Origin of the sequence: Arenimonas sp., from assembly GCF_035312645.1 — a bacterium.
Taxonomy (GTDB): Bacteria; Pseudomonadota; Gammaproteobacteria; order Xanthomonadales; family Xanthomonadaceae; genus Arenimonas.
The window spans coordinates 1-25350 of sequence record NZ_DATGBO010000142.1 but is presented as its reverse complement, the minus strand read 5'-3'; the positions used below and the strand labels follow the sequence as shown (position 1 = coordinate 25350).

The 25350-nt window shown below is 63.2% G+C and carries 24 protein-coding genes; 8 read left to right on the top strand and 16 right to left on the bottom strand.

Annotation, left to right across the window (positions count from 1 at the left end; translation table 11 throughout):
- Nucleotides 1–24 precede the first annotated feature (24 nt).
- Nucleotides 25–792 (top strand): pyridoxine 5'-phosphate synthase, encoded by a 768-nt coding sequence (locus tag VKM35_RS12925; RefSeq protein WP_324321472.1) that lies wholly within the window; start codon nt 25–27, stop codon nt 790–792.
- Nucleotides 793–800: 8 nt separating this feature from the next.
- Here the strand turns inward: VKM35_RS12925 and VKM35_RS12920 are convergent, their stop codons facing one another.
- The 11 genes from VKM35_RS12920 to dnaA all read right to left on the bottom strand — a co-directional run bounded on the left by VKM35_RS12920 (nt 801) and on the right by dnaA (nt 12507).
- The gene (locus VKM35_RS12920) at nt 801–1199 is read right to left on the bottom strand and encodes an ExbD/TolR family protein (protein ID WP_324321470.1); all 399 of its coding nucleotides are present in this window, start codon (nt 1197–1199) and stop codon (nt 801–803) included.
- 117 nt (nt 1200–1316) lie between these two features.
- Nucleotides 1317–1760 carry a biopolymer transporter ExbD gene (locus VKM35_RS12915; protein WP_324321468.1) on the bottom strand — a complete coding sequence of 148 codons (444 nt, stop codon included), beginning with the start codon at nt 1758–1760 and terminating at the stop codon, nt 1317–1319.
- Between the two features lie 25 nt (nt 1761–1785).
- Complete coding sequence (locus tag VKM35_RS12910) at nt 1786–2202, bottom strand: biopolymer transporter ExbD (protein ID WP_324321466.1); 417 nt, start codon at nt 2200–2202, stop codon at nt 1786–1788.
- A gap of 32 nt (nt 2203–2234) precedes the next feature.
- Nucleotides 2235–3005: a MotA/TolQ/ExbB proton channel family protein gene (locus tag VKM35_RS12905; protein WP_324321464.1), complete on the bottom strand. Its 771-nt coding sequence runs from the start codon at nt 3003–3005 to the stop codon at nt 2235–2237.
- A gap of 23 nt (nt 3006–3028) precedes the next feature.
- The gene (locus VKM35_RS12900; protein ID WP_324321463.1) at nt 3029–3685 is read right to left on the bottom strand and encodes an energy transducer TonB; all 657 of its coding nucleotides are present in this window, start codon (nt 3683–3685) and stop codon (nt 3029–3031) included.
- A 112-nt stretch (nt 3686–3797) separates the two neighbouring features.
- Nucleotides 3798–5117 carry a tetratricopeptide repeat protein gene (locus tag VKM35_RS12895; RefSeq protein ID WP_324321461.1) on the bottom strand — a complete coding sequence of 440 codons (1320 nt, stop codon included), beginning with the start codon at nt 5115–5117 and terminating at the stop codon, nt 3798–3800.
- Between the two features lie 94 nt (nt 5118–5211).
- On the bottom strand, nt 5212–6012 hold the full coding sequence (locus tag VKM35_RS12890; protein WP_324321460.1) for a M48 family metallopeptidase: 801 nt from the start codon (nt 6010–6012) through the stop codon (nt 5212–5214).
- Nucleotides 6013–6106: 94 nt separating this feature from the next.
- Nucleotides 6107–8551 (bottom strand): DNA topoisomerase (ATP-hydrolyzing) subunit B, encoded by a 2445-nt coding sequence (gene gyrB / locus VKM35_RS12885; RefSeq protein ID WP_324321459.1) that lies wholly within the window; start codon nt 8549–8551, stop codon nt 6107–6109.
- A gap of 92 nt (nt 8552–8643) precedes the next feature.
- Nucleotides 8644–9756 carry a DNA replication/repair protein RecF gene (gene recF, locus VKM35_RS12880; RefSeq protein ID WP_324321458.1) on the bottom strand — a complete coding sequence of 371 codons (1113 nt, stop codon included), beginning with the start codon at nt 9754–9756 and terminating at the stop codon, nt 8644–8646.
- 106 nt (nt 9757–9862) lie between these two features.
- Complete coding sequence (gene dnaN / locus VKM35_RS12875; protein WP_324321457.1) at nt 9863–10963, bottom strand: DNA polymerase III subunit beta; 1101 nt, start codon at nt 10961–10963, stop codon at nt 9863–9865.
- Nucleotides 10964–11181: 218 nt separating this feature from the next.
- Entirely contained in the window at nt 11182–12507 is a 1326-nt protein-coding gene (dnaA, locus tag VKM35_RS12870; protein ID WP_324321456.1) for a chromosomal replication initiator protein DnaA, read from the bottom strand.
- 178 nt (nt 12508–12685) lie between these two features.
- On the opposite strand from dnaA, the gene rpmH reads away from it, so the two are divergent.
- The 5 genes from rpmH to VKM35_RS12845 all read left to right on the top strand — a co-directional run bounded on the left by rpmH (nt 12686) and on the right by VKM35_RS12845 (nt 17863).
- On the top strand, nt 12686–12826 hold the full coding sequence (rpmH, locus tag VKM35_RS12865) for a 50S ribosomal protein L34 (protein WP_324321455.1): 141 nt from the start codon (nt 12686–12688) through the stop codon (nt 12824–12826).
- A 47-nt stretch (nt 12827–12873) separates the two neighbouring features.
- Nucleotides 12874–13311, top strand: a complete 438-nt coding sequence (rnpA, locus tag VKM35_RS12860; protein WP_324321453.1) for a ribonuclease P protein component — start codon at nt 12874–12876, stop codon at nt 13309–13311.
- A gap of 30 nt (nt 13312–13341) precedes the next feature.
- Entirely contained in the window at nt 13342–15057 is a 1716-nt protein-coding gene (gene yidC, locus VKM35_RS12855; RefSeq protein ID WP_324321452.1) for a membrane protein insertase YidC, read from the top strand.
- Between the two features lie 178 nt (nt 15058–15235).
- Nucleotides 15236–16585: a tRNA uridine-5-carboxymethylaminomethyl(34) synthesis GTPase MnmE gene (gene mnmE, locus VKM35_RS12850; RefSeq protein ID WP_324321451.1), complete on the top strand. Its 1350-nt coding sequence runs from the start codon at nt 15236–15238 to the stop codon at nt 16583–16585.
- A 279-nt stretch (nt 16586–16864) separates the two neighbouring features.
- Nucleotides 16865–17863, top strand: coding sequence for an energy transducer TonB (locus VKM35_RS12845; RefSeq protein ID WP_324321450.1), 999 nt, complete (start codon nt 16865–16867; stop codon nt 17861–17863).
- 102 nt (nt 17864–17965) lie between these two features.
- Here VKM35_RS12845 and VKM35_RS12840 read toward each other — a convergent pair whose 3' ends face one another.
- From VKM35_RS12840 to VKM35_RS12825, 4 genes are all read right to left on the bottom strand, one after another.
- The gene (locus VKM35_RS12840; RefSeq protein ID WP_324321449.1) at nt 17966–19135 is read right to left on the bottom strand and encodes an ABC transporter permease; all 1170 of its coding nucleotides are present in this window, start codon (nt 19133–19135) and stop codon (nt 17966–17968) included.
- Complete coding sequence (locus VKM35_RS12835; RefSeq protein WP_324321448.1) at nt 19132–19878, bottom strand: ATP-binding cassette domain-containing protein; 747 nt, start codon at nt 19876–19878, stop codon at nt 19132–19134. Before VKM35_RS12835 ends, VKM35_RS12840 begins: the two co-directional genes overlap by 4 nt.
- Nucleotides 19879–19930: 52 nt before the next feature.
- Nucleotides 19931–21472: an alpha/beta hydrolase gene (locus tag VKM35_RS12830; protein ID WP_324321447.1), complete on the bottom strand. Its 1542-nt coding sequence runs from the start codon at nt 21470–21472 to the stop codon at nt 19931–19933.
- A 141-nt stretch (nt 21473–21613) separates the two neighbouring features.
- The gene (locus VKM35_RS12825) at nt 21614–22363 is read right to left on the bottom strand and encodes an FAD-binding oxidoreductase (RefSeq protein ID WP_414636661.1); all 750 of its coding nucleotides are present in this window, start codon (nt 22361–22363) and stop codon (nt 21614–21616) included.
- Between the two features lie 136 nt (nt 22364–22499).
- Here VKM35_RS12825 and VKM35_RS12820 point away from each other — a divergent pair, with 136 nt between their 5' ends.
- Nucleotides 22500–23450, top strand: coding sequence for an ABC transporter ATP-binding protein (locus VKM35_RS12820; RefSeq protein ID WP_324321446.1), 951 nt, complete (start codon nt 22500–22502; stop codon nt 23448–23450).
- Nucleotides 23451–23631: 181 nt separating this feature from the next.
- Nucleotides 23632–24402, top strand: a complete 771-nt coding sequence (locus VKM35_RS12815; RefSeq protein WP_324321445.1) for an ABC transporter permease — start codon at nt 23632–23634, stop codon at nt 24400–24402.
- A gap of 60 nt (nt 24403–24462) precedes the next feature.
- Here the strand turns inward: VKM35_RS12815 and VKM35_RS12810 are convergent.
- Nucleotides 24463–25350, bottom strand: an 888-nt coding sequence (locus VKM35_RS12810; protein WP_324321444.1) for an efflux RND transporter permease subunit, incomplete at its 5' end; no start/stop codon positions are given.

The window sequence follows — 25350 nt, the reverse complement described above, 5'->3', positions numbered from 1 at the left end:
CCATGCTTCAAGAGTGGGGTTTCCATGACGGTTCTGAGCGTGAATGTGAACAAGATCGCGGTGCTGCGCAACTCGCGCGGCGGCGATCAGCCCAGCGTCGTGGCTGCCGCCCGCGCGGCGATCGCTGCCGGCTGCGGCGGCATCACCGTGCATCCGCGACCGGATCAACGACACATCCGTCCCGACGATGTGCTGGCGCTGGCCGATCTGGTTCGCGGTCGTGTCGAGTACAACCTTGAGGGCAATCCGTTTGCGCCGGCGCGCAAGGAATATCCGGGCTTTCTCGCACTGGTCGCGGCGACGGGCCCGGCGCAGGCGACGCTGGTGCCGGACGACGATGGCCAGCTCACTTCGGATCACGGCTTCGATCTCGCGCGCGATGGCGCCCGCCTGCGACCTTTGATCGCCGAGCTCAAGGCGCTGGGCGCGCGGGTGTCATTGTTCATGGACGCCGGTACGCCCGACATCGCTCGCGCAGCCGACATCGGCGCCGATCGCATCGAGCTCTACACTGGCCCTTATGCGCAGGCGTTTGCTGCCGGCGACGCTGCGGCCGCGCTGGCGCTATGCGCGCGCACTGCGGACGAAGCGCGGGCGGCGGGCCTGGGCGTGAATGCCGGACATGATCTGAGCCAGCACAACCTCGAAGCTTTCCTGCATGGCGTTGCCGGCGTGCAGGAAGTTTCGATCGGGCACGCGCTGATCGGCGAGGCGTTGTACGACGGTCTCCACCAGACCATCGCCACCTATCTGACGATCATCGCGCGCGCCGAGCAGGGATCGCCGGCGTAAGCGCGACGCTATTGCAGGAAGTTGAAATTCTGTAAGCCGGCGTTGCGTGCCAGCGCCAGGCCTTGCGCGACGCTCTGGTATTCCGCCTCCGGATTGGCCCTGACCTCGACGATTACCGGCAGACCGCTGGCCGCCGCGGCCTGCTCGAAACGCTGGCGCAGCTGCTGTTGCCCCATTGCCACGCCATCGAGGGTGTAGACGTCGCCGGCCTCGATCGCAAGTTTGAGGGTCACGTTCTTGCTTGCCGTTTGCGGGGGACCCTGCGGCAAATCAATGGGCATCGTATGGCTGGCGATCGGCGCGGCGATCATGAAGATCACCAGCAGCACCAACATCACATCCACTAGCGGCGTGATGTTGATGTTCGCGATATGGCTGTTCCGGGATTCGGCAATGGCGAAACTCATGGCGCTTCTCCTGGTCGGGGACGCCTCCACATTTACGCCCGTTGCGAAAGCGCCGCAAGCCTTGCCAAAAAAAACGCCGCCCGGAGGCGGCGTTGCTGCTAAGGGTCTTGCGTGTTCTTACTGACTGGCGCCAGGCGCCACGAAACTGATCTTGACCAGGTTGGCGTTCTTCGCACGCGACAGCACCTTGGCCAGGACTTCGTACTCGGCGTCCTTGTCGGTCTCGATCTCGATCGTCGCCTGCTTGGCGGCATCGACGGCGCCATTGCCATTGTCACCGCGGGCGCCTTCGACGTCGAACTGCGCCTGCAGCGACGACATCGGCGTCGGGCTGCCGTTCCAGCTCACGGTACCGCCGGCATCGATATGGATGCGGATCGGATCGGGCGAGGCGGTCGGTGGTGGTGGAACAGTCGACGGTTGCGGAAGATCGACTTGGATCGGATACGAGGTCGGCGGCACGGTGACCATGAAGATGATCAGCAGCACCAGCATCACGTCCACGAGAGGAGTGACGTTGATGTCGGCCATTGGGCCGCCGGTGTTGGAAGCAAATGCCATGAAAGAAGTCTCCTGTCCGCGGCCGTTAGTGGTTGCGTTCCGGGCTCGACACGAAACCCACCTTGCGCATACCGGCCCTGCGGACGGTCTGCACGGCATCGTTGATGATGCCGTACTTGGTGTTGGCGTCGGCGCGGACGTTGACCATCGGCTGCGGGGTGCGCTGCACGGTCACGGCGAGTTGCTGGTCGAGCTGGGACGCATTGACGCGCTCGTCGTCCCAATACAGTTCGCCATTGGCCTTGATCGTCAGGGTCACCGGCGGAACGTGGATATCGACCTTTTGCTTGAGCGTGGCGAGCGGCAGCTTGACCGTCACCTTGTGGGTCATCAACGGCGCGGTGATCATGAAGATGATCAGCAGCACCAGCATCACGTCCACGAGGGGCGTGACGTTGATGTCGGCCATCGGGCCACCACCGGAGTTGGAAGCAAATGCCATGACTGCGTACCTTTGGGCCTTGGGAGCTCGACTTAGCGCTTGACGTCGCCGACGCGGGAGCCGGTAGCGAAGAAGTCGTGCAGGTCGTGCGCGAAGGTGTCGAACTTGGCGTAGGTGTTGCGGTTGCTGCGCACGAAGTAGTTGTACGCAAGCACCGCCGGGATCGCGACCGACAGACCGAGGGCGGTCATGATCAGCGCTTCACCGACCGGGCCGGCAACGGCGTCGATCGAGGCCGAACCGGATTCGCCGAGGCGGATCAGGGCGTGGTAGATGCCCCAGACGGTACCGAGCAGACCCACGAACGGAGCGGTGGCGCCGACAGTGGCGAGCCAAGTCAGACCGTACTCGAGGTTCGAGCTTTCGCGGGTCACGGCCTGGCGCAGGCCACGATCAATGAACTCGGAACGGTTCAGCGCTTCGACCAGACGGCTGCCTTCATGGCGCTGGTGGTGGGCGGCGGCCTGGGCGCAATCGAGCGCGATCTTCGAGAAGGGCTCGTTGACCGGCTGCTCTTCCATGAAGCGGATCGCGTCCTGCGCGTTCGGGGTTTCCCAGAACGTACGCACGACCTTGTCGGCGCGGCTCTTGACCACCGTGTTCTTGATCAGGTTGACGACCGTGTACCACCACGAGCCGATCGACATGAGGACCAGGATCACGAACACGAGCCCGCTCACCCAGTCGAAGTTCTGGATCATGTGGCTGAAGCCCATCTGCTGCAGGGCTTCGGCGTTGTTGGTGGATCCACCCGCAGCGGCCGGTGCGGCGGCAGCGGAGATGAGAAGGATGTCCTGCAGCATATAGATGACCTTTATTCAGTTATTTATTTGGGAGCGAACACTACGGGAACGCGAACCAGGCCCGCCACTTTCTGGCCGCCACGGGTGCCTGGGTTGAACTTCCATCGACGCGCCGCCTGTTGGGCGGAGCGATCCAGATTGTGGTTGCCGCTCGATTTCTCGATCTGTACATCCAGCACGTTACCGCTGGCATCAATCGACACGAGCAGTGTCACGGTACCGCCAACGCCACGACGTTCTTCCTCCGGCGGGTAGCGCGGCGGGAACAGGCTTTGCGCGGTGACATCAACGCTGCCTTCGAAATCCTGAGGCGCTGCCGGCGGCGATGGCGGCGATGGCGGCGGTGCCGCGACAGCAACCGGGCTCGGCGTATCGTAGACCATCGGCGGCTCTTCCGGTGGCGGCGGGACCGGCGTCGGCTTGGGCTGATCGACGACCTTGGTCACCGTCTTCACAGGTTCCGGCGGCGGTGGCGGCGGTGGCGGTGGCGGCGGTGGTGGTTCGATGAAGTTGACCTGGGTCACGTCTTCATCCGCATCGACCGCGGTCGGCGACGAAATGGGCGCCATCAGCATCATGAAGCCGGCCACGTGCAGGGCAATGGCGAATGCCGTGCCGCTGATCCGGGCCCAACTGAGCGGCTGACGCTCGTTATCGGAGGTGGAATTGAAATCCGTCATGCGGGTGGCGGCTCATCATTACGTTCTCGCGGCGCACAGGCGACGCGACCCACCGCAATCCGGCGGCGAGGACTTGTTAGCTTATACCAAGGCGACATCATTACCAACCGGGTCACTTGCCGGCAGCTTGACGCAAAGCCGTTTCAGCGGCTTTCTTGGTCTCGGGATATTTCGCGGCTTCGCGGTATGCCGCCAGCACCGCCGGCTTGTTGCCCAAGCCGAATTCGGCGCGCGCCACCACCAGCCAGGCGTCGCCCTTGTTCTTCAAGCCCTTGGCGAGAGCTTGCTGCGCGGCGGCTTTCGCCGCGGCCCATTTTTCGTCCTGGGCCTGCAACTTGCCGACATTGAGGAACAACTCGCCATCCTTGGCCAGCGGCGCCGCCTTGCTCCAGGCATCAATGGCCTGCGGAATCTGGTCGAGGTTGTAATAAAGCGTGCCGAGCGCGCTGTAGGAGTTGTAGTCGGGATTGAGAATGCCCTTCTGCAGACCATCGGTGATCATCGTAATCGCGTCTTTTTCGCGGCCCTTGATGTTCGCGAGAATGCGATAGCCCTGCTCGTAATCCTTGGTCTCGGTCAGCAGGCCTGCAGCGCGCATGCGATCGAATACTGCGCCAGCCTTGGCATCCTCATCGGCGTCCTGATAGGCGCCAGCGAGGCTCATCATCAAGGTCTTGTCGTTGGGCTTTTTCGCGAGCATGTCCTCGAGGACTTTCGCGGCTTCCTTGGGCTGGTTCATTTCCTGGTAGTCGGCGACCAGCAGACGCACGAGGTTGTCGCTGCTGTTGCCGGTCGAAAGAGACTTCTTCACTGCCTCGACCGATTCCGGATAGCGTTTCAAACGATAGTAGCCTTCTGCCTTGACGGCGTAAGCCTTCGGCTCCTCGCTCGCGGTTCCGGTGAGGAACTGATCGGCGGTGGCGATGGCATCGGCATATTTCTCTTCCGCCATCTGCATCTGTGCCAGCTGCAGCATCATCTGGAAGTGCGTGTTGTTGGGCAGGCTGTTTTCGCTGATCGCGCGCTGCAGATAGGGAATGACGTGGGTATAGGTATCCGTGTCCTTGGCCATCCAGACAAAAGCGGCGATATAGGCGGCCATGCCACGGTCATACGGCGTAGCCCGCGAATCGGCGATCAGGGCATCGGCGGCCGCGATCGCCGCGTCATTTTTTTCGTCTTTCTGCAACGCGGACAGCGCGGCGAGCTGCTTGGTCAGCGCGGTGTTGCCGCTCTGCTTGGGCTCTTCGCGTTTGGTCTGCGGATACATGGGCGCCTGTTTGGTTCCGCCTTCCTTGGCACGGCGCGCGGCGCGCGTGTTGGCGGCGCGGCTGTCGACGCCGCCGGTTTCGGTCTGGGCATGCGCGATCATGATCGGCAGCGGCAACAGCACTGCGGCAAGCGCAGCAGACAGCAACAGGGTCTTTTTCATTGTTCGGCTCCGTAACCGCGCCAGGTGCGGTATGCGTGGGGGGTGAAGCGTACGGGGGTTAGAGCAATAGCTCAACCCACAGAAATCAAAAAATTCAGAAACACCGGGGCGTTCGTCCCATGGCGTGGGCGGCGCGGAAATTTGCCTGCAGTTTCGGCGCGCGCTCAGCCAGCGCCTTGATACGATTTTGCGGATCCGGATGCGTGGACAGGATCTGCGGCGGCGCGCCGTTCTTGCTCGCGGCCATCATGTGTTGCCAAAGCGTGACCGCCTTCGCAGGATCGAAACCGGCATTGGCCATGAAGCCCTGGCCTTTGAGGTCGGCTTCGGCTTCCTGCTTTCGCGTGTTGGGCAGCAGCACTCCGATCTGCGCGCCCAGGCCCATCGCGCCCATGATCATCTTGGATTTTTCCGGCGAGGTCTTGCTGCCGGTATAGGCGCCAATCACGTCGAGCCCGACGCCGGCGAGCATTTGCCGGGAGACGCGTTCGTTGGCGTGCTGCGAGGTGACGTGGGCCATTTCGTGGCCGATCACCGCCGCCAATTCATCCTGCGAGGCGATCACATCGAACATGCCGGTGTTCACGCCGACCTTGCCGCCGGGCAGTGCGAACGCATTGGGATTGGCGTCTTCGAACACCTGCACTTCCCAGGCCTGCGTCGCCTCTTTCTGCGGCAGCGCGACCAGCAGCGCATTCACCACGCAGCGCGCCTGTGCGATGCGCTTGGGATCGTGAGAAAGCTTGTCGCTGGCCTTGAGCTTCTCGAATGCCTCGACGCCCATCTGGTTCATCTGCGCGTCGGAAACCAGCAGCATCTGTCGCCGCGCCTGCAGCAATGGTGACGTCGCCAACACCGTCGCAACCGTAGCCAGCATCAACAATTTCTTTTTCATGTCGCCCCCGTTTGGCCATCGACGCCGAAAGTGTTTACGTGGTTCGCGCTTAACGCTGGGCCAATACTCCGATCGCGATGCTACGCCTTGGCGATCAGACGTCCAGATTGCCTACGCGCAATGCATTTTCCTCGATGAATTCGCGGCGCGGCTCGACGACATCGCCCATCAGCGTCGAGAAGATCTGATCGGCGGCGACGGCATCCTCGATGCGCACCTTCAACAGGCGGCGCGTTTCCGGATTCACTGTCGTATCCCAGAGTTGCTCCGGATTCATTTCGCCGAGGCCCTTGAAGCGCTGGATCGTGCGGCCTTTTTTCGCTTCATCGAGCAGCCAATCCTGCGCTTGACGGAAACTCGTCACGACCTGCGTCTTGCCGCCACGAGCAACCGTGGCGCCCGCTTGCAGCAGGCCATCGAGCATCGCGGCGACCTCATTGATCTGGCGCAATTCGCCTTGCAGCACCTGATGCGCGGCCAACGTCTGCACGCTGCCCAGACCGTGGTGGCGTTTCTCGATCACCAGCGCGCCGCCGGAAGTTTCACTCGCCGTCTGTACGCGGATGGCGTAGGTGGGGCGACCCAGGCCAACGGCATTGAGTTTTGCCACCAGGCTCGCACACCAGCTGGCGAGTGCGGACTCGCTCTGGAAATCCTCGGCCGTGAGTGGCCGCTGTTCCATCATCGCCTCGAGCACGGCGCGATCGACGCGATACGCGTGACGGGCGATGACCTCGGTCGCGGCAACGACATCGAGCATGAGTTTTTCCAGCGCCGCGCCTGAAATCGCCGGCACCGCGTCGGACGGACGCAACTCCGCGCCCTCGATCGCGTTGTTGACCAGATAGGCGTTGAGCGCGGCGTCGTCCTTGAGATAGAGCTCGTTCTTGCCTTGTTTGATCTTGTACAGCGGCGGTAGGCCGATATAAATGTGGCCGCGTTCGAGCAGTTCGGGCATCTGCCGATAGAAAAACGTCAAGAGCAGCGTGCGGATATGCGATCCATCGACGTCGGCGTCGGTCATCAGGATGATGCGGTGGTAGCGCAGTTTGTCCGGGTTGTATTCGTCCTTGCCGATGCCGCAGCCGAGCGCCGTGATCAGCGTGCCCACTTCCGCGGAGGCGAGCATGCGATCGAAACGCGCGCGCTCGACGTTGAGGATCTTGCCCTTCAACGGCAGGATCGCCTGCGTCTTGCGGTTGCGGCCCTGCTTCGCGGAACCACCCGCAGAGTCACCCTCGACAATGAACAATTCCGACAACGCCGGATCTTTTTCCTGGCAGTCGGCGAGCTTGCCGGGCAGGCCGGCGATATCGAGCGCGCCTTTGCGACGGGTGAGGTCGCGCGCCTTGCGCGCCGCTTCGCGCGCGCGCGCGGCATCGACGATCTTGCCGGCGATCGCACGCGCCTCGTTCGGGCGTTCCTGCAGGAATTCCTCGAGCTTCTGCCCGATCACCGCTTCCACGGCCGGGCGCACTTCGGACGAAACCAACTTTTCCTTGGTCTGCGAGGAGAAGCTTGGGTCCGGCACTTTCACCGACAGCACCGCGATCATGCCCTCGCGCATGTCGTCGCCCGACAGCGTGATCTTGGCCTGCTTGGCGATACCGTTTTGTTCGATGTAGTTCGACAGCGTGCGGGTCAGCGCAGCGCGGAAACCGATCAGGTGGGTGCCGCCATCCTTCTGCGGGATGTTGTTGGTGAAGCAGAACATCGTTTCCTGGTAGGCGTCGGTCCACTGCACCGCAATGTCGACGACGATACCGTCTTTTTCGCCGGAAGCAGAGATAACTGATTGATGCAGCGGGGTTTTTAGCGCAGCAAGGTGCTCGACGAAACTCTTGATGCCGCCCTCGTACTCGAACAGGTCGCGCTTGCCTTCGCCGCGCTCATCGATCAGTTCGATCTTGACGCCGGAATTGAGGAAGCTCAGTTCGCGCAGACGCTTGGCGAGAATGTCGTAGTGGAATTCGACGTCGGTGAAGATTTCCGCGTTGGGCAGGAAACGCAGTTCGGTGCCGCGCTTGCCGGAGGGGCCTACCGCTTTCAGCGGATAAACAGGCTCGCCGAGGGCGTATTCCTGCTGGTGGTGCTGGCCATCGCGCCAGATGTCGAGCCAGAGTTTGGACGACAGCGCATTGACGACGGAAACGCCGACACCATGCAGACCGCCGGAAACCTTGTAGCTGTTGTCGTCGAACTTACCGCCGGCGTGCAGCACGGTCATGATGACCTCGGCCGCCGAGACGCCCTCTTCCTTGTGGATATCGGTCGGAATGCCGCGGCCGTTGTCGGACACCGAACAGGAACCGTCGTTGTGCAGGGTAACGACCAGGTGGTCGCAATAGCCGGCGAGGGCTTCGTCGATGCCGTTGTCGACGACCTCAAAGACCATGTGGTGCAGGCCGGTGCCGTCGTGGACGTCGCCGATGTACATGCCGGGGCGCTTGCGGACCGCTTCCAGGCCACGCAGGACGGTGATCTTGCTGGAGTCGTAGGCGTTGTTGGCGGGCGGGTTCGGCAGCTGCGGATCGGTCATCGGTTTCTGGTTCTCTGCGCGTGCATGACGATCCGTCGCGTCGCGGCGGACCAATGAATTAGGGTCTCGCGAGTATACCGCGACGGCGTTTTTTACGCCTCGCGGGCGATAGCGGAAAGGTCTGGTAGGCGTCGGATTTCGCCGCGTTCCACGTGAAACCTTCGCACGTTGCAGGCGACCTCCCGAAGCGTCTGCGGCTCTTCGGTGCCCGTCAGCAACACCTGGGCTCCGGACTCGATGACCGCCGCCAACACTTGTCGCTGGTGAGCCAGATCCAGCTCCGAAGCCAGGTCATCAAGACAGATCACTGGCCACTCGCCTCGCTCCTGAGCATGCGCCTTGCCCTGCGCCAACACACAGGTCAGCGCAGTCAGCTTTTCCTGGCCTCGCGACAGCGCCTCCCGCCCGGGCAGGGCGGCGAAGCGCACCTGCCAGTCAGCGCGATGCGGTCCTACCGAGGTATGCCCGGTCATCAGGTCGCGATCGCGCGCCAGTTGCAGCGCATCGAGCAGTGATAGGGCTTCGCGCTTCCAGCCTGGCTGGAATTCCAGTCGGCAAGCGCCGAGCTCGGGAAGGAAGACCTTTGCGACCTCCGAAAGCACGGGCTCCAACCGATCCAGATAGTCCTGACGCTGCCGGGTGATTGCTTCGCCCGCCTCCGCCAGCTCCAGATCCCAGGACGCAAGGGTTTGTGGTGCCGGGGAGGTCTTGAGTAGGGCGTTTCTTTGTTTCAGCGCCCGGGCTTGGCGGCGCCAGAGGGGAAGGAAGCTCGGTTCCACGTGAAACAAGCCCCAATCAAGAAAGCGTCGGCGCAGCTCGGATCCGCCAGCGATCAATTCATGACTACCTGGTTCGAAGATCACCACCGGCAGTTCTGTACACAATTCGGTGAGGCTTGGGACAGGGCCACCGTCGAGACGCGCCTCCCAACTACTACCGGTATGGCGAAGGCCCGCCCTCCGGAACTGGCCACGACCGTCCCGCCATTCGGCATAAAGGGAAAGATGCGGCTGACCACTGCGGATCAACCCGTCGCGAACACGCCCTCGAAACGAGCGGCCGTAGCCGAGCAAGCTCAGCGCCTCGATCACGCTGGATTTCCCGGCGCCATTCGGGCCGGTAATCAGGTTCAGCCCTGGCGCCAGCTCCAGTTCCGCTTCCTCAAGACAGCGGAGCTGGCTGATCCGCAACAGGCCAAGAATCATCGCTGCCGCTCCGGACGGGGGGCTGATGGAAAAGATGATCGGCCAATTGAAACAGGCCCGGGATTTCCGGGCCTGTGGGAAAGCTTGCTGAAGTGAAAAATCCGCGTCACAGGCGCAACGGCATGACCACGTGACGGCTGCGCTCATGGCTGGCCTCGCGCAGCAGGGCCGAGGAGTTGCCATCACGCAGATTGAGCACCACGTCTTCCTCGCGCAGCGCCGACAACGCATCCAACAGGTAGGTCACGTTGAAACCGACCGACAGGTTGTCGACACGGGTTTCAGCCTCGACCTCTTCCTGGGCTTCTTCCTGCTCGGGATTGTGGGCAACGATGCGCAACTGTCCTGGCGAGACTTCCAGCTTCACGCCGCGGTATTTCTCGTTCGAAAGAATCGCCGCGCGCTGCAAAGCAGCCCGGAAAACTTCGCGATTGATCTTCACTTCCTTGTCGGCGCCGATCGGGATGACCGCGTCGTAGTCCGGGAAGCGGCCATCGATGAGCTTGGAGGTAAAGGTCACGTCCTCGCGGCGCATGCGCAGGTGGTTGCGACCGATCTCAAGCTCAACCTCGCGGTCGCCGCCTTCGAGCAGGCGCTGCAATTCAAGCACGCCCTTGCGCGGCAGGATGATCTGCTTGCGAGTCTGAGCGCCCGACGGCAGCGGCGCTTCGCACAAAGCCAGACGGTGGCCATCGGTCGCCACGCAGCGCAGGGAATCCTCGCGCAGGTCGAGCAACAAACCGTTGAGGTAATAACGCACGTCCTGCTGCGCCATCGCGAACGCAGTGCGTTCAATCAATTCCTTGAGCGCTGCCTCGGAAACCCGGATGCGTTCGACCAGGTCCAGATCCTCGATCGCCGGAAAATCATTCGAGGGTAGGGATGCCAGAGTGAACCGGCTACGGCCTGCCTGCACCGTGACCTTGTCGCCGGTCTGGCTCAGGGTGACGCGCGAACCATCAGGCAGTGCGCGGACGATCTCAAACATCTTCCGGGCGGGAATGGTCGTCTCGCCGTTCTGTGCGTCTTCCACCGCACAGCGGGCAACCATCTCGACTTCAAGGTCGGTGCCGGTCATCGAAAGTTTGCCGTCCTCGATCTGCACCAGCAGATTGGCCAGGACGGGCAGGGTCTGGCGTCGCTCGACGACGTTGACGACCTGCTGCAAGGGTTTGAGAAGAGCTTCGCGCGACAGGCTGAAACGCATGCAGGAACCCCAAAGCCAAAGTGGATATATTTAAGATTGGTGGTGGTAGAGCAGCCACAAAATGCTATAAAAACAAAACAAACTATTGATTTTTATGACTTAATTTTCATTCTTGGCTGTGGGCCAAGACACTTGGTGCTGCGGGATAATCTGTGGGTAAGTTTTCGGGTCCGGATCCGTCCCCGGGTTATCCACAGCTTTTCCCCGTCCCCTGGGGATTACTCAGTCAACTTGCGAACCAGCTTGTCCCAATCCTCGTGCAACTTGCCGTCGGTTCCGATCAGATCACGGATCACCCGGCAGGCGTGCAACACGGTGGTATGGTCCCGGCCACCGAACGCATCGCCAATTTCCGGCAGGCTGTGTTCGGTCAGATCTTTCGCCAGCGCCATCGCCATCTGCCGCGGACGTGCCAGAGAGCGCGTTCGCCGCTTCGAAAGCATGTCCGCCATTCGCAGCTGATAGTAGTCTGCCACGGTCTTTTGGATATTGCTGATCGAAATCACCTGCGCCTGGGCGCGCAGTAGGTCGCGCAGCGTCTCCTGGGCGAAATCGGGCGTGATCGGTTTGCCCATGAAGTTCGAGCGCGCCGCCAGAGTGTTGAGCGCGCCTTCGAGGTCGCGCACGTTCGAACGCATGCGCTTGGCGATCAGATAGGCGACGTCATCGGGCAGCACCACGCGGCGTTCGCTGGCCTTCGCCGAAAGAATCGCCGCCCGGGTTTCGAAATCCGGCGGCTCGATCGCCACCGACAAGCCCCAGCCCAATCGCGATTTCAATCGCGGCTCGAGATTCTCGACTTCGCGCGGATAGCGATCGCAGGTCAGGATGATCTGCTGCTTGCCGTCGAACAGCGCGTTGAAGGTGTGGAAGAACTCTTCCTGGGTGGTTTCCTTGCCGGCGAAAAACTGGATGTCGTCGATCAGCAGCGCATCCACCTGCTGGAATTGCCGTTTGAACTGGTCCATCGACTTGCTGCGCAAGGCATTGACCATCTTGCTGACGAAATCGTCCGAACGCAGATACAGCACGCGCATGCCCGGGTTGCTGGCGCGCATGAAGTTGCCGGCGGCATACATCAGATGGGTCTTGCCCAGACCGGTACCACCATAGAGCAGCAGCGGGTTGTAGGCCCGGCCAGGATTGAGCGCGACTTGTCGGGCAGCGGCGAGGCCAAGCTGATTGCTGCGACCCTCGACGAAATTGTCGAAGGTGTAATGCGTATCCAGGTTGCCCTGGTAGTCCACGGGCGTCGTACGAACCGATCCAGCGTTGGCGGGAACGGCGGCGACCACGGTTTCGCGCTTGAGCGAACCTACCGCCACCGCCACCGGGGTCGGCGAGCCGACGTAGTGGCTGACCAGCTCGCGGATGCGCTCCAGATAACGCTCGCGGACGATGTCGACGACGAAATCATTGGGCGCGTAAAGCGTTAGGCCTTCCGGCCGCGGATCGGCCTGCAGGGGCTTGAGCCAGGTGTGGATATCCTCGGCCGAGAGTTCGGTTTCGAGTCGTTCGAGGCAGCGGGGCCAGGCAGAATCCATCGGGTGCAGGGACAGTCTCGCCAGGCCGCGAGGGGTCGCGGCCTGTGGATAAGTGGGCGGATCGCCAGTCTAGCGCTGCGACGCCATCCCTGCCAAGCACAGTCGGCTTGACTGGCAAGGCCCTGATTCGCTATCATTTTCAGTTCTTTGCAGCCCTATCTTGAACTGAGACGCCATCATGGCCACCAAGCGCACCTATCAGCCCAGCAACATCAAGCGTAAACGCGACCACGGTTTCCGTGCCCGCATGGCTACCGCCGACGGCCGCAAGGTCCTGGCCCGTCGTCGTGCCAAGGGTCGTGCCCGCCTCTGCGTCTGACCCTGCGCCGCGATCTTGCGGCGCATCGTTATGGATTGTGACGGGCCGTGACTTCCACGCCCCTTGCTGATCATCTCGATTTCCCTCGCTGCGCGCATCTGCGCGCCTCGGCCGAATTCCAGGCCGTGTTCGGCGAGGGAAAACGCATTTCTGGCGCCTGCTTTCGTCTGCACGCACGGATTGTTGCCGACGCCAGCGAGCGGCGCCTCGGCGTCGCGGTATCCAAGCGTGTCGATAAGGCCGCGGTTGGCCGCAATCGCGTCCGTCGCCAGGTGAAGGAAGTCTTCCGCCTGCATCGCGCCCATCTCCCCGGCGGCGATTTCGTTTTCGTCGCCAAACCCGAAGCGGCGAAAGCCGACAACGCTGCGCTTCGCGCCGATCTCTTGTCCTTGCTCGATCGCGCCCGCACGTTGAAGCCCATGACCCCGCCCGGCACAATGCCGCCCTCCGCTGCGACCACCGGTCGCGACCCCACCGCACCCTAGCTGGCGCCACGCGCCGAGACAGCCTCGTCCATGAATCAGACCCGTTCGTTCCTGTTGATCCTCTGGCTGTTTGTCGCCGGCCTGTTGTGGATGCAGTGGAACAAGGCACCTACCAACCCGTCGGGAAGCACCCCGGAAACCGCGGCCGCAACGGCCGCACTACCCAGCGACGCATTGCCCGATACCGGCAACAACGCCGCCGCGCTTCCTGGCAGTGTCGTCACGACAGCGCCGACGGCGACCGTGGCGCCGGAAAAACTGATCACCATCGAAAACGATGTTCTTCGTCTCACCATCGATTTGCATGGCGGCCACATCGTCGATTCGCAGCTGCTGACCTATACCGTCGAGAAACAAGCCGGCAGCCCGAATGTGCATCTGCTCGCCACCGATGCCGCGCATTATTTCCGCGCCGACGCCGGACTGATCCGCGTCGACGGACAGCAGCAGAAAACCATCGATCAGCAATTCCAGATCGAATCGGGCGGCGATCAAAACAGTTTCGTCATTGCGCCCGGCGCCGCCACCCTCGCACTGCCCTTGCTGGCGACCGATCCGACCACCGGCCTGAGCGTGCGTCGCACGCTGACGCTGACACGCGGCAGCTTCGTGCTCGGCCTCAGCGAACAGATCAGCAACACCGGCACGACGTCGCAGAGCGTGTATCCCTTCGTTTCGCTCGACCGCGTCGCGCCGCCGGTACCGCCGAAGCACAGCTTCATGACCAACCCGGAAACCTTCAGTGTCGTCGGTGCGGCCTGGTATTCGCCGGAAAAGAAATACGACCGCACGCGCTTCACCAAATTCGATGGAACCAAGCCGCCGACCGAAGAAATCGCGAATGGCTGGATCGCAATGCTCCAGCATCATTTCGTCACCTCCTGGGTGCCATCGCCGAAAGAGAACCAGAAGTTCTACACCGCGACGCTCAACCATGCCGGCGTGCCGCTCTATGAAATCAAAAGCGTCGCCACGCCGCTCAGCATCGCGCCGGGCGCAAGCGCCACGCATGAAGCCAGCCTCTGGGTCGGCCCGAAGCTCCAAGCCAGCATGGTCAAGCTCGCGCCGTCGCTGGAAAACAGCGTCGACTACGGCATGTTCCGCGTGATCTCGCAGCCCTTGTTCGACTACATCCTCGAGCCGCTGCATGACCACGTCACAGGCAACTGGGGCTGGGCGATCATTCTGACGGTGCTGCTGCTCAAGCTCGCGCTCTACCCGCTGTCGGCCAAGCAATACAAATCGATGGCGAAGATGCGTGCGGTAATGCCGCGCATCGAAGCGCTCAAGGAGCGCTACGGCGACGATCGCCAGGCGTTCGCAGTGGCGCAGATGGATCTGTACAAGAAGGAAGGCGTCAATCCGATTGGCGGCTGCCTGCCGATGTTGATCCCGATTCCGATTTTCCTTGGCCTGTACTGGGTGCTGATCGAAACCGTCGAGATCCGCCACGCGCCGTGGATGGGCTGGATCCAGAACCTCACTTCCGCCGACCCGTATTTCATCCTGCCGGCGCTGAATCTCGCGGTGATGTTCCTCACCCAAAAGCTCACGCCGACCCCGGGCATGGATCCGATGCAGAAGAAGATGATGCAGTTCATGCCGCTGGTGTTCGGCGGAATGATGGCGTTCTTCCCGTCCGGCCTGGTTCTTTACTGGGTTACCAACGGCGCACTCGGCCTGTTGCAGCAGTGGTGGATGACCAAGCAGCATGGCCCGAAGACCGCGGCCACTACCGTCCGCTGATTCAAGGCGCGGAGCATTTGGACAGGGCCCGCGCAAGCGGGCCTTGTTTTTTCCAAAGCCGCTGCACCGGAACCTGGACACGCGGGAAGGTTTTTGCTGGCACCGACGGCCGGCCGAAAACAGAATGAACCGGAATCTCATAAGCTGACCCTAGCTGCCGCAGGACGAATCACGCCGCATGTCGAAAATCGCCGCCATCGATACCATAGCCGCGATCGCTACCGCGCCAGGCCCCGGCGGCGTCGGCATCGTCCGGATATCGGGCCCGCTCGCGAGCACCATCGCGGAAACGCTCTGCGGCAAAAGCCTGCAGCCGCGGCAGGCGCATTACACGCGCTTTCTTTCCGACGATGGCGAAAGCATCGACGACGGCATCGCCCTGCATTTCCCGGCGCCGCATTCGTATACCGGCGAAGACGTGGTCGAGCTGCAGGCGCATGGCAGCCCGGTGCTGCTCGCGCAATTGCTGCGCCGCTGCCTGCAACTCGGCGCGCGCGCGGCCCGGCCCGGCGAATTCACCGAACGGGCATTTCTCAACGAAAAACTCGATCTCGCGCAGGCCGAAGCCGTTGCCGATCTGATCGCCGCCGGTTCCGACGCCGCCGCGCGTGCGGCGCGACGTTCGCTCGACGGCGAATTCTCCCGGCGCGTCGATGCGGTGGTCGAACATCTGCTCGGTCTGCGCGTCTACATTGAGGCCGCCCTGGATTTTCCCGATGAGGAAATCGATTTCCTCGCGGCACCGGAATTGCTCCAGCGATTGCAGGAAGCCAACGCCAGCCTCGCGCGGCTGCGTCGCGATGCCGAGCACGGCAAGCGCCTGGTCGATGGTTTGCATGCCGTGATCGTCGGTGCGCCCAATGCCGGTAAATCATCGCTGATGAATGCCTTGGCGGGCAGCGATCGCGCCATCGTCACCGATATCGCCGGCACCACCCGCGACCTGCTGCACGAAACCCTCGACCTCGACGGCCTCGTGCTCACTTTGGTCGACACCGCCGGCCTGCGCGAATCGGGCGACGCCATCGAAGCCGAAGGCATCCGTCGCGCGCGCGCCGAACTCGCCCGCGCCGATCTCGCGTTGGCCGTGCTCGACGATCGCGACGTCAGCGCGGCGGAAGCATTGGCAGCGGAGTTGTCGGCGCTGCCGACGGTGCTGTGGTTGCACAACAAGAGCGACCTGTCCGGACAAACAGCACACAGCGAAACGCGCGCGGATGGCGAGCATCTGTGGCTGTCCGCACGTACTGGCGCCGGCCTTGACGCGTTGCGTGCGCGACTGCGGCAGCTGGCCGGCCATGGCGAAACCGGCAGCGGCAGTTTCAGCGCCCGCGCCCGGCATCTCGAGGCGCTGGCGCGTGCGGCCGGACATTTCGACCTCGCCGCCGGCCATCTGCGTGCCGGCGCCGGCGAACTGGCCGCGGAGGAACTCCGCGTCTGCCAGGCCGCGCTGGGCGAACTCACCGGCCAGGTCGATGCCGACCAGTTGTTGGGGCGGATTTTCTCCAGCTTCTGCATCGGCAAATAGACGCGAGCAACGCCCGCGTCGCCTGGGCGGGGCGCATACGGCGGCAGCGATTCGCGCGAAAAGCACTTTCGGCAGGTGGTTTCGCTCGGCTTGGGGCAGCTGCAGAAATCGCAGGTGAGGGCACTTCGTCACCGTCTGCGCCCGCTGCGCATGGCGTTCCGCGCGATCTGCCGACCACCAGTTGTCAGGAAAGTGACGCGCGCTACGGAAATGGCTTGACAAAAGGGCCAAACTTTTATGTGCTGAAAGTAACGCCCCACCCCTACGAGAGCCAAACCCATGTCCCGATTGAGCGCGTCATCTGTTTCCCTCCGCTTGGCGATCGCCTTGGCTCTGGGCCTTGGCCTGGCCGCTTGCAACAAGGACAAGCCCGCCGACACCACGGCACCGGCCGCCACCGCGCCGGCCGGCCCGACCGCCGCCGAAGCCGCCGCTGCCCAGGCCGCGCAGCAGCAGGCCGCCGCACTTAATGCCCTGTCGGTCGACGAGCTGAAAAAGCGCGGCAGCCAGGCCCTGCGCGAACAGCGTCTGTACGCCCCGGCCGGCGACAACGCGATGGAGTACTACCTCACGCTGCGCAAGAAGAGCGAGAAGCCCGACGCCTCCGCGGAAAGCGCGCTGATCGATCTCACCCCGTATGCAGTGATCGCTGCCGAGCAGGCGCTTGGTCGCGAAGACTTCATCGAAGCCGAACGCCTGCGTGCGCTGATCGCCGATGCCGACGCCCAGGCGCCCGCGCTGCCGCGCATCACCGATGCGATCGCCAAGGGCAAGGCCAACGTCGCCAACCGCGCGACCCAGGAAGCGACCCGCGCCGCTGATCTGGCCAAGGCCGCCGAAGACGCGAAAGCCAAGGCCGCCGCTGCAGCAGCCACTGCGGCGACCACGACCACGGCGCCCAAGCCCACGACCGCCGCTCCTGCGCCGACCCCGTCCGCGCCGCCGCCGGCTCCGGAACGTGCAACGCCCGTGGTTACCGCGCCGTCCGCACCGAGCCCGTCCGCACCGGCTCCTTCGCGCAACACCGGCGGTGGTGGTCTGGTGCCGATCAGTACGCCGCAGCCGGCCTATCCGCCGGAAGCGCAGCGCCAGGGCAAGACCGGCGAAGTGGTGGTCAGCTTCACCGTCAATGCCGACGGCTCGGTCGGCAATGTCGACATCGTCAGCTCCAAGCCGCGCGGCGTGTTCGATCGCAACGTGCAGGCGGCAGTGCGGCGCTGGAAGTTCCAGCCCACCGACCAGCAGACGGTGACGCGCACCTTCACCTTCCAGCGCTGATCATCGACAGCCGCTGATCGCTCACGGCGATCGCGACAAGAAGAAGGCCCGGCATGCGAATGCCGGGCCTTTGTTTTTATCAGCGTCCTGCGACGAAACGCGTCAGGCGGAAATCGCCAGGCTTTCGTCGTGGTAGCGGCGCGCCGCCAACCACCACAGCAGCGCACCGAGACCGAAGCCGGCGAGCAGATACACGCCCCATTCGCTGCTGCTGATGTTTTCGCTGCGCACCAGTTTCAGGATCATCTGGTTCTGCGCGAGAAACGGCGTCGCCATCATCCACAACTGGTTCTTCACCGGATTCACCATCAGGATGATCGTCGGCAGCATTGGCAGCAGCATCAGCAGGCTCATGTAGCTCTGCGCTTCCTTCACCGACTTCGCGCCCGCGGCGATGAAGGTTAGCAGGCAGGTACCGATTAGCACGATCGGCAGCATCACCAGCAGGATGCGCGCGATCGCCCACAACGAAACATCGAGTTTGATGCCCAGGCTGGGCGCGAACACGAAGCTGAGCTTGAACGCGATCAGCGTCAGCAACAGACTGGTAACGCCAAAGGCGCAGGCGGCGGCGATCTTGCCGCTCATGATCGTCGCGCGCGCCGCCGGCGTCGCCAGCAGCGGCTCCAGCGACTGCCGTTCGCGTTCGCCGGCGGTGGCATCGATCACCAGATACGCGCCACCGAGAAAGCCGGTCAGGATCAGCAGATAGGGCAGGAAAGCCAGCGCCTGGCCGACGCGACTTTCCGGCGTGGCGAGATCGCGATGGCTCACACGCAACGGCGCTGCCGTGGTCGGGCTGATGCCGCGTGCGACCAGACGCAACGCACCGACGCCCTGGCCGTAATTTTCCAGCAGGGTTTCGAGTCGCTGCACCGGAATCTGCGCGTCCTCGCGCGAGCTGTCGTGCAGGATTTCCACCGACGCCGGCAGGCTGGCATGCCATTGCTCGGCGAATTTCGCATCGATGCGCAGGATCACGTCCTGGCTCTGGTTGCGGATCGCCGCATCCGGATCCTTGGGCGCGGGCTTGACCACGATGTTCTGGCCTTGCAGCCAGGCGATCAGGTTGGGTGCGTTGCTGGCACCGATCACCGGCACCTCCAGCGGCTTTTCCAGCTGCGAGGTGATGCGGTTGTTGGCGAGGTAGCCGATGCCGAGGATCAGTGCTGGCATCAGCAACGGCCCCATCAGCAACGACACCATCAGCGTGCGGCGATCGCGCAGCAGGTCGGTCAATTCCTTGACCATCACGACAAACAGCGGGTTCATGCGTGCAATCCTTCTTCCGAACCGATGGCCTTGACGAAAGCGTCTTCGAGATTCGCTTCGCCGGTATGCGCGCGCAGTTCATCGGGAGTTCCCGCAGCCATGACCCGGCCTTGCGCGATCACCACGATGCGGTCGCAGAGCGCGGCCACCTCCTGCATGATGTGACTGGAAAAAATCACGCAACGACCTTCGCCGCGCAACTGGTGCAGGAATTCGCGCAGGCCGCGTGTGGTCATCACGTCCAGGCCATTGGTCGGCTCGTCGAGGATCACGTTCTTCGGGTCGTGCACCAGTGCCCGCGCGATCGCGGTCTTGGTGCGCTGGCCTTGCGAGAAACCCTCGGCGCGACGATCGAGCACGTCTTCCATGCCCATCGCTGCCGACAATTCGTTGGTGCGCCGGGCGATGTCGGCTTCGCTCATGCCGTGCAGGCGGCCGAAGTAGGCGATGTTCTCGCGCGCGGTCAGGCGCTTGTACACGCCGCGCGCATCGGGCAACACGCCGAGATGGCGGCGCACGGTTTCGGCATCGCGCACGGCATCGAAACCATCGATACGCACGCTGCCGGCATCGGGCGACATCAGTGTGTAGAGCATGCGCAGCGTCGTGGTCTTGCCGGCGCCGTTCGGGCCGAGCAGGCCGGTGATCTCGCCATCGCGGGCGGTGAAGCTCACGCCTTGCACGGCTTTGACCAGCCCGGTCTTGCTCTGGAAGGATTTATGCAGATCAATGGCTTCGATCATGAGGGCAGTCTCGCGGCGAGTCGGGTCGAGGTCGGAAGCAAGCGGAATGCGCTCATGGTTCCCACCCGTAGAATCCAGTGAAGGGTTGCGCGTACGGCACCTTGTCCAGGCAGGAAGCATCGAGCTTCATCGCATCCGCGCTGTCGACGAACTGCGCGAACAGGCGCGGCATGCAACCGGCCGGCAGCACGTTGTGGCCCTGGCCGCGCACGATCAGATGGCGACTGTTGGGCAGATGGCTGTGCACTTCCTCGCCGTAACGCGGTGGCGTCACCGGATCGAATTCGCCGGACATGATCAGCACCGGCACGTTGCCGGTCAGCGGTTCGCGGAAGCCCGCGGGGCGCCGACCTTTCGGCCAGACCGCGCATTGCGCCGCCGTCACCGTCACCATTTCCTCGCCGATCAGGCTGCCGGCATCGGCGGGGTCGGCTTTCAACTCGCTGGCGTCTTCGGTGCAGACCACCGATAACTGCATGCCGGTCATGATCTGATCGCCGACGGTGCTAGTGATCAGTTTCGACAAGGCCATCAAGGGTTCGTAGCGACCCTGCGCGGCTTCGTTGAGCTCCAGCGGCAGCAGCCCAGCAACTTGCGGTGCGTAGGCGAACATGCGCGCGAGATTCGCGACATGGCCGGGCGTGAGTTTTTCCTCGCGCGCCTCGCCGGTGACGGCATCGCGGTAGTGCACCAGCGGCGGCGCGACGGCGAGCTGCTTCATCAGCGCGTTCAGGCGCGCGCGCGGATCGCCGAGTTTCGCCGCGCACAGCTTGTCCTGTTTGCAGCGCGCGAATTGCAGATCCAGCGAGGCTTCGAGATTCTTTGAAAAATCATTGCCCAGCACCAGCGAGTTGGGCGCGATGCCGTCGATGGTGATCGTGCGCGTGTGCTGCGGATAGCGCTTGCCATATTGCTGCGCGACGCGGGTGCCGTAGGACACGCCCATCAGATTGACCTTGTCGGCGCCGATCGCCGCGCGGACATCGTCGAGATCCTGGATCGCGTCGGTGGTCGAATAGAAACGCAGGTCGGCTTTTTTCGACAGCTCCGCCGCACAGCGTTTGGCGAACGCCTGCGCATCGGCGACGCTGTCGTCGTTGTCTTCCATCACCGCGTTCTTGCCAGCGACGTTCTTGCACACGAGTTTGTTGGAGCCGCCGGTGCCGCGCTGATCGACCAGGATCACGTTGCGTTTCTTGCGCAGCTCGGCGAAGGCCGGCGCGATGCCGGGAAAACTTTCCAGCGCTGACTGCCCAGGGCCACCGGCGATCATGAACATCGGGTCGGGTTCGGCATCGCCCTTGGCCGGCAACCAGGCGATCGCCAGGCTGATCTTGCGGCCGTTCGGCGCAGCGTGATTTTCCGGCACCTGCAGCGTCGTGCACTGCGCTTCCAGCGCCTGCGTGGCGAACTCCGGCGCCAGCGTGCAAGGCGTGAATTCCAGTTGCCCGAGTCGCCGCGCGACGGGCTTTTCGACGGCGGCCGCTGCGGCATTCGCCTTGTCGGCGGTATCGGTATGGCCCGGATGCCATTTCGTCCAGGCGATCACCGCGAACGCGATGAGCATGACGATCCAGCGGCTGTACTTTTTCAACGTGGCGCTCTCCCTTGTTGATCGGCTCAGAATGCCAGACGCCTGCGCGCCGACAATGTGACCGACATTGCTCCGGTATCGTCACCGACCGCGCGTTCGTGATCTGGCTGCGATCGTTCCCGCGCGGGGAAAGTACCGGGGTTATTTGCTGCTGACGTATTTTTCGCGGCGGATATGCGGGATCGGCAGCCCGGCGGCCTTCAGTGCCTCGAACGCGGCATCGACCATGTTCGGATTGCCGCACAGGTAGGCGATGTCGTTTTCAGCCGACGGAGCGAACTCTGCGAGCGCCTCCTGCACATAGCCGCGGCGCACGTCCGGATGCGCATCCACCGGCAGCTCGCGCGAGAAACACGGCACGAAGCGGAAGTTCGCATGCGTGGCCGCGAACGCATAGAAATCGTCGGCGTAGATCAATTCCTCCGGCGTGCGTGCGCCGAACAGCAGCACGATCTCGACGCCGCGCTCGCGCATCAGCGTTTCGAGTTGCGGCAGCATCGCGCGGTACGGCGTCACGCCGGTGCCGGTGCCGATCAGCAGGTAACGTTTGTTGCTGTCGTTGGGCATCAGGCAGAAGCGGCCGTAAGGGCCGCTGCACTGGATCTGCTGACCTTCGTCGAGCGCGGTGAATAGCGCGGTGGCGGCGCCACCGGTGACATAGCTCACCGCGATCTCGACCGCTTCGCCCGGACCCAGTGCGTGGTCGTGGATGGTCGCGAGCGAATAGCTGCGCTTGGTCGCCGTGCCGTCGGGATAATTGAAATGCACCTGGATGAACTGGCCCGGATTGAAGTCCAGCGGCAGACCATCGTCACGCGCGAAAGCCAGATGGCGCACGCTGGGCGCGAGCATGCGGCTGCCGATCAGCCGAAGCGGGAATTGATGAACCACAGGGACTCCAGACAAGGAAGCGGTCCGGACGCGCGGGCGCGCCGCCGGTCCGGACAGACAAGCCCCTATAATAAAGCCTTCACGGCCCCAGCCGCGCCTGCGGCGCCCACGGCCCGACCCAGGAGTCCGTTGCCCGATGTCCGTTCCCGCGCTACAGATCACCGACCTCCGCAAGACCTACGACAACGGCGTCGAAGCACTCAAGACCGTCTCCCTGACCGTCGAGCCCGGCGATTTCTTCGCCTTGCTGGGCCCGAACGGCGCCGGCAAATCCACACTGATCGGCGTGGTCAGCTCGTTGGTCAACGCCTCCGCCGGCAGCGTCAAGGTGTTCGGCGTCGACATCGCCACGGATCGTTCCGCCGCGATGCGCCTGATCGGCCTGGTGCCGCAGGAAATCAATTTCAACATGTTCGAGAAACCGTTCGACATCTGCGTCAACTACGCGGGCTTCTACGGCATCGAGCGCGTGGAGGCGGAAAAGCGCGCCGAGGAAGAACTCAAGGCAGCGCAGCTCTGGGGCAAGGCGCAGATGATGAGCCGCACGCTGTCGGGCGGAATGAAACGACGCCTGATGATCGCCCGCGCGATGATGACGCGGCCGAAGCTGCTGATCCTCGACGAACCCACTGCCGGCGTGGACATCGAAATCCGCCGCGGCATGTGGAAGACGCTCAAAGAGGTCAACGCCGCCGGTACCACGGTGATCCTCACCACGCATTACCTGGAAGAAGCCGAAAGCCTGTGCCGCAATCTGGCGATCATCGACCGCGGCCAGATCATCGAACAGGGTCCGATGAAGGAGCTGCTGTCGAAACTCGATGTCGAAGGCTTCGTACTCGACATCGACGGCAAGCTGCCCGCCGCGCTGCCGCAGCTTGAGGGCATCAAGATCGAGGCCAGCGACGACCACACGATCCAACTGGAAATGCCGCGCAGCCGCGACCTCAACGGCGTGTTCGCCGCGCTCGACGGCGCCGGCATCCGCGTGCGTTCGATGCGCACGCAGAGCAATCGCCTGGAAGAACTGTTCGTGCGCCTGACCGGCGACAACAACAAGAATCCCGTGACCCCGGCGCAAGCATGACCAGGAAAATCGCGCGGTTCCATAACAAATACCCGTCATTCCCGCGAAGGCGGGAACCCAGCGACTTTTTTACTTGAGCGAAAGACGCTGGATGCCCGCCTTCGCGGGCATGACGAGAGTGATGGTTTTTCGAACAACTATAGATGTTTGTTTCCGCGCGTACGACGAGAAAAGACAAACCATGAGCAACCCGAATTTCATCGCCCTGCAGACCATCGCCCGTCGCGAGGTCTCGCGCATCCTGCGCATCTGGGCGCAGACGCTGGTGCCGCCGGCGATCACGATGACGCTGTATTTCCTGATCTTCGGCAATCTCGTCGGCCGCCGCATCGGCAAGATGGGCGACTTCAGCTACATGGATTTCATCGTTCCCGGCCTGGTGATGATGAGCGTGATCCAGAACGCCTACGGCAACATCAGCTCGTCGTTTTTCGGCGCCAAGTTCGGCCGTCATATCGAGGAACTGCTGGTCTCGCCGATGCCGAACTGGGTGATTCTCGGCGGTTACGTCGCCGGCGGCGTGCTGCGCGGGCTGATGGTCGGCGCGATCGTGCTGGTGATCGCGATGTTCTTCACGCACGTACGCGTGCCGCATCCGCTGATCACCTTCAGCACGGTACTGCTGGGCGCGACGATCTTCTCGCTGGCCGGTTTCGTCAACGCGGTCTACGCGAAGAAGTTCGACGACATCGCCATCATCCCGACGTTCATCCTCACGCCGCTCACCTACCTCGGCGGCGTGTTCTATTCGATCACGCTGCTGCCTCCGTTCGCGCAGACGCTAACCCACCTCAACCCGATCTTCTACATGGTCAACGCGTTCCGCTACGGCCTGCTCGATTACAGCGACGTATCGATGTGGCTCGCGTATTCGGTGATGCTGTGCTTCGTGGTGGCCTTGACCGGCCTGGGCCTGCGCCTGCTCACCAAAGGCGTGGGGTTGCGTTCGTAGGAGCGATGGTAATCGCGACCAAAAGGAACGCGGCCGTCTCGGTCGCGATTTCCATCGCTCCTACGGCTTCCCGCGCCGCTTCACCCATTCGCCGACATCGTCGAGCACGGTGAATGCGGCAGGGATGACGATCAGGCTCAACAGGGTTGAAGTGATCAAGCCGCCGATCACCGAAATCGCCATCGGCGCGCGGAAGCTCGAATCGCCGGAGAAACCCAGCGCGATCGGCAGCATGCCGGCGCCCATCGCCAGCGTGGTCATGATCACCGGCTGCGCGCGTTTGCGGCAGGCGTCGATCAAGGCGTCGTGCTGGCTCAGGTGGCCTTCGTCCTCGGCGATCACCGCGTAGTCGACCAGCAGGATCGAGTTCTTGGTGGCGATGCCGATCAGCATCAGCAAACCGATCAGCGCCGGCAACGACAGCGCGTTCTGCGTGATCAACAGCGCGCCAAACGCGCCGCCGGCGCACAGCGGCACCGCCGTGAGGATGGTCAGCGGCTGCAGCGCGTGGTTGAACAGCAACAGCAGCACCATGTAGATGCAGACCAGGCCCGCAGCCATTGCCAGCAGGAAGCCGACGAACAATTCGACGAACACCTCGGCGTCGCCGGTGTTGAGAAAGCTCACGCCGGCCGGCAGTTTCTGCACGCTGGGCAGCTTCTGCACTTCCTTCATCACATCGCCGAGCGGGCGGCCGTTGAGTTCGGCGGTGAAGGTGATGTTGCGCTGGCGCTGGTAGCGATCGATCTGCGACGGCCCACTGCCGGCGACGATATCGGCGACGGCCGACAGCGGCACCGTGCCGTTCTTGCCGGGCACGCGCAGGTCGCCGATCAACGCCGGATCGGCGAGCGCGGTCTGGTCGAAACCGACGCGGATCGGAATTTGTCGCTCGGGCAGGTTGAGCTTGGCCAGGCGCTGGCTGAAATCGCCGGCGGTGGCGATGCG

Bases quoted from the DNA above. Each gene is read 5' to 3' on its own strand.
- recF (WP_324321458.1), bottom strand. From the start codon at position 9,756: ATGATTCTTGGCCTGTTGCGGATCAGCCAGCTCCGCTGTCTTGAGGAA.
- VKM35_RS12900 (WP_324321463.1), bottom strand. From the start codon at position 3,685: ATGACGGATTTCAATTCCACCTCCGATAACGAGCGTCAGCCGCTCAGT.
- VKM35_RS12910 (WP_324321466.1), bottom strand. From the start codon at position 2,202: ATGGCATTTGCTTCCAACTCCGGTGGTGGCCCGATGGCCGACATCAAC.
- VKM35_RS12845 (WP_324321450.1), top strand. From the start codon at position 16,865: ATGTCCCGATTGAGCGCGTCATCTGTTTCCCTCCGCTTGGCGATCGCC.
- VKM35_RS12820 (WP_324321446.1), top strand. From the start codon at position 22,500: ATGTCCGTTCCCGCGCTACAGATCACCGACCTCCGCAAGACCTACGAC.
- VKM35_RS12905 (WP_324321464.1), bottom strand. From the start codon at position 3,005: ATGCTGCAGGACATCCTTCTCATCTCCGCTGCCGCCGCACCGGCCGCT.
- VKM35_RS12895 (WP_324321461.1), bottom strand. From the start codon at position 5,117: ATGAAAAAGACCCTGTTGCTGTCTGCTGCGCTTGCCGCAGTGCTGTTG.
- VKM35_RS12890 (WP_324321460.1), bottom strand. From the start codon at position 6,012: ATGAAAAAGAAATTGTTGATGCTGGCTACGGTTGCGACGGTGTTGGCG.
- mnmE (WP_324321451.1), top strand. From the start codon at position 15,236: ATGTCGAAAATCGCCGCCATCGATACCATAGCCGCGATCGCTACCGCG.
- dnaA (WP_324321456.1), bottom strand. From the start codon at position 12,507: ATGGATTCTGCCTGGCCCCGCTGCCTCGAACGACTCGAAACCGAACTC.
- rpmH (WP_324321455.1), top strand. From the start codon at position 12,686: ATGGCCACCAAGCGCACCTATCAGCCCAGCAACATCAAGCGTAAACGC.
- VKM35_RS12920 (WP_324321470.1), bottom strand. From the start codon at position 1,199: ATGAGTTTCGCCATTGCCGAATCCCGGAACAGCCATATCGCGAACATC.
- VKM35_RS12815 (WP_324321445.1), top strand. From the start codon at position 23,632: ATGAGCAACCCGAATTTCATCGCCCTGCAGACCATCGCCCGTCGCGAG.
- yidC (WP_324321452.1), top strand. From the start codon at position 13,342: ATGAATCAGACCCGTTCGTTCCTGTTGATCCTCTGGCTGTTTGTCGCC.
- dnaN (WP_324321457.1), bottom strand. From the start codon at position 10,963: ATGCGTTTCAGCCTGTCGCGCGAAGCTCTTCTCAAACCCTTGCAGCAG.
- VKM35_RS12925 (WP_324321472.1), top strand. From the start codon at position 25: ATGACGGTTCTGAGCGTGAATGTGAACAAGATCGCGGTGCTGCGCAAC.
- VKM35_RS12835 (WP_324321448.1), bottom strand. From the start codon at position 19,878: ATGATCGAAGCCATTGATCTGCATAAATCCTTCCAGAGCAAGACCGGG.
- VKM35_RS12840 (WP_324321449.1), bottom strand. From the start codon at position 19,135: ATGAACCCGCTGTTTGTCGTGATGGTCAAGGAATTGACCGACCTGCTG.
- VKM35_RS12915 (WP_324321468.1), bottom strand. From the start codon at position 1,760: ATGGCATTTGCTTCCAACACCGGCGGCCCAATGGCCGACATCAACGTC.
- gyrB (WP_324321459.1), bottom strand. From the start codon at position 8,551: ATGACCGATCCGCAGCTGCCGAACCCGCCCGCCAACAACGCCTACGAC.